The 5,212-nt window shown below is 57.9% G+C and carries 3 protein-coding genes and 1 pseudogene; 2 read left to right on the forward strand and 2 right to left on the reverse strand.

Translation table 11 applies throughout. From position 1 onward, the window contains the following. A pseudogene (locus FEM54_RS23760) lies at positions 1 to 2,136 on the reverse strand (hypothetical protein); the annotation flags it as partial. 363 nt (positions 2,137 to 2,499) lie between these two features. Continuing rightward, positions 2,500 to 3,843: a CDP-diacylglycerol--serine O-phosphatidyltransferase gene (pssA, locus tag FEM54_RS23765; RefSeq protein ID WP_138453362.1), complete on the reverse strand. Its 1,344-nt coding sequence runs from the start codon at positions 3,841 to 3,843 to the stop codon at positions 2,500 to 2,502. A 125-nt stretch (positions 3,844 to 3,968) separates the two neighbouring features. Between pssA and FEM54_RS23770 the strand changes: the two genes are divergently transcribed. After that, positions 3,969 to 4,532, forward strand: coding sequence for a TetR/AcrR family transcriptional regulator (locus FEM54_RS23770; RefSeq protein ID WP_138453363.1), 564 nt, complete (start codon positions 3,969 to 3,971; stop codon positions 4,530 to 4,532). Between the two features lie 54 nt (positions 4,533 to 4,586). Continuing rightward, positions 4,587 to 5,066, forward strand: a complete 480-nt coding sequence (locus tag FEM54_RS23775) for a nuclear transport factor 2 family protein (RefSeq protein ID WP_017135531.1) — start codon at positions 4,587 to 4,589, stop codon at positions 5,064 to 5,066. Positions 5,067 to 5,212 lie beyond the last annotated feature (146 nt).

Raw genomic sequence — 5,212 nt, forward strand, 5'->3', positions numbered from 1 at the left:
GGCCATCACCGCCCAATCCAACAGAGGCGCAGCCCCCAGGCATTTGATCAGCGTCTCGTGCTCCGGCCCCATGGGTTCGAGTCTGGTAAGGGCTTGCGCCTCCGAGATGTTCAATGCGCGCGAACTGCCTGCCCCACTGAGTTTTTCCGCCATGGCGCAACCCAGGCGCAGGCTCATCCAAGCGGTCGAGCCCACGCTGACTTGGCCAGGAGACAGCTTGAGCGCCTCAGGTGCCTGTGGCGATAACCCAGGATCCGGTTTGATCAGAAACTCGGGGGCCGCCTGTGCCAACAACATATGGGCGATCAAGGGCGCGGTATTGACGTCGGCACCCTTTTTTCTCAATAAGCCTTCAATGTCAGCACGTACTTCGTCCAAGGTACGACCAAGGTTGTTGGGCTGATAAATGTCGTAGCCCGCAACCATCCCAGGCTTGCCAGGCATCTGTGCATTGACGCTGGCCTTGATGGTGGCCGCCAGGAGTTGATGGCGGGTAGCCTTTGACAGCTGTTTGCCGCCGGTAACCTCAGCCATATTCAACTGCTGCGCCAATGCCTGAGCCTTGATGATCGCCTCGTGCGAGTCGAAAAACTGCTGCAGTTGCAGGTCAGGGTCGCGGGGCAAATTTGTCCGGGCCATATGGCTGGCGAACAGTTCGGACACCGAGCCAGGCCCGCTGGACGCTGCCTTCAACACGTTCAGGTCAGCGGGCGACAGCGCGCCAGGGGCCCATGTATAAGGTGACAAACGGGCATAGTCACCCTGCGTTGGCGCGGGTGGCAGCTTGGCGGTCAGCCAACTGATGGCCGAATTGATCTGCGTAACCGTTTCGGGGCTTCCCAGCCCGGAAAACGCCAGTACTTGCCGCACGTCATAAACGGCCTGGGAGTACAGGGCATTCCCGGTCGCCTTGCTCATCTCTACCAGTTGATGGAGGTCGTTATTGAGCGCGTGGATAGCGGCTTTTTCGGCCGGGCTGCCACCTATCGAAACGTTGTAGATCTCTTGGTCAAGAATGACTTGAACACTGATCCATTGATTGGCCGAGTCACGTATCTCAAGGCTTCCATTGGATATCCTGTAAACGCTCTCAGCACCACCCAGACCGGACCTCTCGATGAAAGCCTTGAACGCCGGCCTGCCCAGCCACTCAACAAAACGTTCACGGGGCGCATGACTTTTGTGTGCCAGCGTCGATTCAGGATAAACGGTGGCGTACTGCGCGCTCAGAGTGGGCGTATCACCCTCCCCACGGTCCTTGACCAACCCTCGCAACTGAGAGGTGAGGTGCGTTCGCACATCAATGTCACTGTTGTGCTGCATGAGCTGCTCATACTGCCGGCGCCACTGGTCGCGATGCTGGTCGGATATCGGCGGCCAGCCGTGTTTTTTCAGGCGTTTCCCAAGCGCCTTTGCATCTATTTGAGGGGCCGGATATTCCACACCGTAGAATTCAAGCACCGCATTAAAATCGCGAAATTTGACCGTGTGCTGGCCCGGCAGCAATACAACCATATCACTCGGCTTCAACTGCTTCACTGCCGCACTCACTTTCGCGCTGACCTCCCACCAGCCGGAGCCGTCGGTGGTCGTGAAGGTTCGCGCGACTGTTTTGCCGTCAACCACCACTGTGCCTTCGACCCTGTCGCTGAAAACAAGCGCAGTTGATAGATCCAGGCCTTTGGATGTGAGCCAGGCCTGCACCTGTGGCTCGTTCACCGCCTCAGTGTAGGCATCAATGAAGGGCCTTATCGAGGCACCTGGTGGAAACGGGTCGGCGTTCAGTTTGTGGGTAGTCAGCAGATGAGTGAGGGTTTTCTGCAGGCTGCTGTCGGCTTTTTTTGCTTGCGCCAATGCGGGATAAACCGCTGTTTTGCGCTCAGCGTCGGGGGCGTGCGCGTCACTTTCAGACGCAACCTCGCGCGTCTTGCGTATCGATGCGGGTTCAAACTTGAATTGCGTCAGCTGTCCGCGTACCGGGCGGGGTGCGCCTGCAGGCGGCCCGTTTTCAATCATTGGCAAAACAGCGGGGTCAGGCGTTGCAGGCTTTACAGCAGGCCCCGTGGGGAGCTGCATCTGAGACAGGTGGGGATGACTGACAACTGTAACGCTACCCTTGGCAAGGCTTGTCGACATTCAAAAATTCTCTCTACCGGTTGGGTTGATGAGAGTTCTCGTCCCTAAAAACAGTCGGTTAAGAAAATATTAAGAATTCTTGAGATGCAGAGTAGGAAATTTCTCGATTGACTGAGGAATAGTGTGAAAACCTGAGCGCTTGAACCGGCACCGAAAGGATGTGCCCGTTGTGGGCCACCATCTGGCGACCAAGCCCTTGCGGGTGGGAGATCCACTCAATGAGCGCAGGTATGTGCGCACAAGCGAGTGGCAGCGTGCACGTCCCTTAGATCTGTTCCACAGAGAAATGTACGAACCTGGGTGTAGGCAAACTCTCAAGATGGCGAAGACCTTCTGAGAGTTCGCGGTAACGCGTCCGCTTTCCTACAAGATCCGGTAAAGCAACCGCTCAATCCGCACCCGGCTGACCCGGCGCAAAAACTTGCCGACTGCTGGCGGATACTCCACCAGGGTCTGCAATTGCTGATACCGCTCGATGCGCGTGGTGTGCTGGAAGATCTGCGCGAGCTCTGTGCGCCGCGGCGCCAGCCACTCGCCCTTGGGATCATCGATCAGCAAGGCATTTTCCAGATCGAGGCGGAATGCCCGTGGGTTGAGGTTGTTGCCCGTGAGCAAGGTGTAACGCTGGTCGACCCACATACCCTTAAGGTGATAAGTGTTGTCGCCGTCACGCCATAAGTGCAGGTTCAACTGGCCGCTGTCGATCATCGGCTGATGGCGTTTGGCGAAGCGGCGCAGGCTGATTTCATACAGGTAAGGCAAGGCCGAGATCACCTTGAACGGCTCGCTGGGCGGGATGTAGAAATCGTTGGCGGTTTTGTCGCCGACGATAATGTCGACCTTCACCCCACGCGCCAGGGCGCGGTTTATTTCGCGGGTCACCGGCAGCGGCAGGTTGAAATACGGCGTGCAGATGGTCAGTTGATGCTGGGCACTGGCAATGAGTTCGAGGATCACCCGGTTCAACGGATTGTTCTTGCCCACACCCAGCAACGGGCTGACCGACAAGTGCCCATTGGGCAGCAAACCTGTGGTGGTGTCGTAGGTCGCGTGCTTCAAGCGGCTGCGTAAGTCACCGATGTCATTGCGCAGGCTGCGGGTGGTCGGCAGGTTTGGCAGGTCCAGGCGATGCACGGCTTTGGACGCGACCAGGCCGTGTTCCACCAGGTGTTGCATCGAATCAGCCAAGGACTTGCTGTGGATCAGGTGATAGCGGTCAAAGCGGTATTTGTCGAACTTGTGCAAGTACACATTGTTCAGGCTGGCGCCGCTGTACAGCACGCTGTCATCGATCACAAAGCCCTTGAGGTGCAACACGCCGAACAGTTCGCGGGTTTGCACCGGCACGCCGTACACCGGTACTTCGCTGGCGTGGGAGTGGGTCATGGCCTGGTACCAGGCGCTGTTGCCCGGCTGCTTGCCGGCGCCGATCAGGCCGCGCTGGGCGCGCAACCAGTCAACCACCACCACGATATCCAACTCGGGCCGTGCCGCCTTGGCGGCGTGTAAGGCGTCGTAGATTTCCTGCCCCGCTTCGTCCTGCTGCAAGTACAGCGCGACGATGTAGATGCGTTGTGTGGCCTGGGCGATTTTTTCCAGCAGGCACAGACGGTACGCAGCGGCACCGGACAGCACGTCGATGGCATCGGGAGACAGCGGGAAACCACGCAGTTTGGGCAACAGGGAGTGTTTGAAGAACGACGGCATAAGGCTCGCAATGGGTCGAATCCGAAGAGGCACAGAGCTTACACCATGGGGCTGCTCAGGTCTCGTCGCGGCCAATGGAAAAAATTTAATTGACCATGAAGAACGATCGTTCTACTGTTTGTTTCATGAACGATATTAACAGCAACGAAACCCGCGACATTATCCTCGACGTCACCGAGAAGTTGATCTATCGCCACGGCATCGCCGCCACCGGCATGGAGTTACTAGTGAAAACCGCCGGCGTCTCACGCAAAAGTATTTACCGTTACTTTGCCAATAAAGACGAGCTGGTCATCGCCGCCCTGCAACGCCGCGACGCACGCTGGATGCAGTGGCTACGCACTGAAGTGGAACGCAGCGAAGGCAGCGGCGAGCGCCTGCTGGCGCTGTTCAGCGCACTCAAGGCCTGGTTTGGCTCGGCAGACTTTCGCGGCTGCGCCTTTATCAACACCAGTGGCGAAACCGGCGATGCGCAAGACCCGGTGCGCCTGCTGGCCAAGGCGCATAAACAAAAACTGTTCGAGTACGCCCTTGAACTGTGTAAAGCACATGGCACCCCCGACCCCGAACGGCAGGCAGCGCACCTGCTGATTCTGATCGATGGCGCCATTACCGTTGCCCTGGTCATGGGCGATTCAACAGCAGCTGATAATGCGCAATGCATGGCGCGAACGTTATTAGGACTTTGAACGCACAGGCTGAGCAACTTTCGACAACACCTTGGTATTGATAGGAGCTGCCCCATGTCATCGACAGCAGAACAACGTCCGCCGCTGCCACCGTTCACGCGTGAATCGGCCATTGAAAAAGTGCGCCTGGCCGAAGACGGCTGGAACTCCCGCGACCCGCAACGCGTGTCGCTGGCGTATACCCTGGACACGCAGTGGCGAAACCGTGCCGAATTCGCGCATAACCGCGAAGAGGCCAAGGGTTTTCTCACGCGCAAATGGGCCAAGGAACTGGACTATCGTCTGATCAAGGAGTTGTGGGCATTCACCGACAACCGTATCGCCGTGCGCTATGCCTATGAGTGGCATGACGACTCCGGCAACTGGTTCCGTTCCTATGGCAACGAAAACTGGGAATTCGACGAAAACGGCCTGATGGCCAACCGTTTTGCCTGCATCAACGATCTGCCGATCAAAGCAACCGAGCGCAAGTTCCACTGGCCGTTGGGCCGGCGCCCGGATGATCATCCGGGGTTATCCGACCTCGGCCTGTAAGCCACACGCATAGGTATCTACACAACCGGTTATTGTGGCGAGCAGGCTTGTCCTGCGTTGGGCTGCGAAGCGGCCCGAGTGAAGGCACTGCAATTTTCCTGAAAAAACTCGGCGTCCGGGTTAGGGGCTGCTTCGCAGCCCAACGC

Origin of the sequence: Pseudomonas edaphica (assembly GCF_005863185.1) — a bacterium.
In the GTDB taxonomy this organism is placed as follows: Bacteria; Pseudomonadota; Gammaproteobacteria; order Pseudomonadales; family Pseudomonadaceae; genus Aquipseudomonas; species Aquipseudomonas edaphica.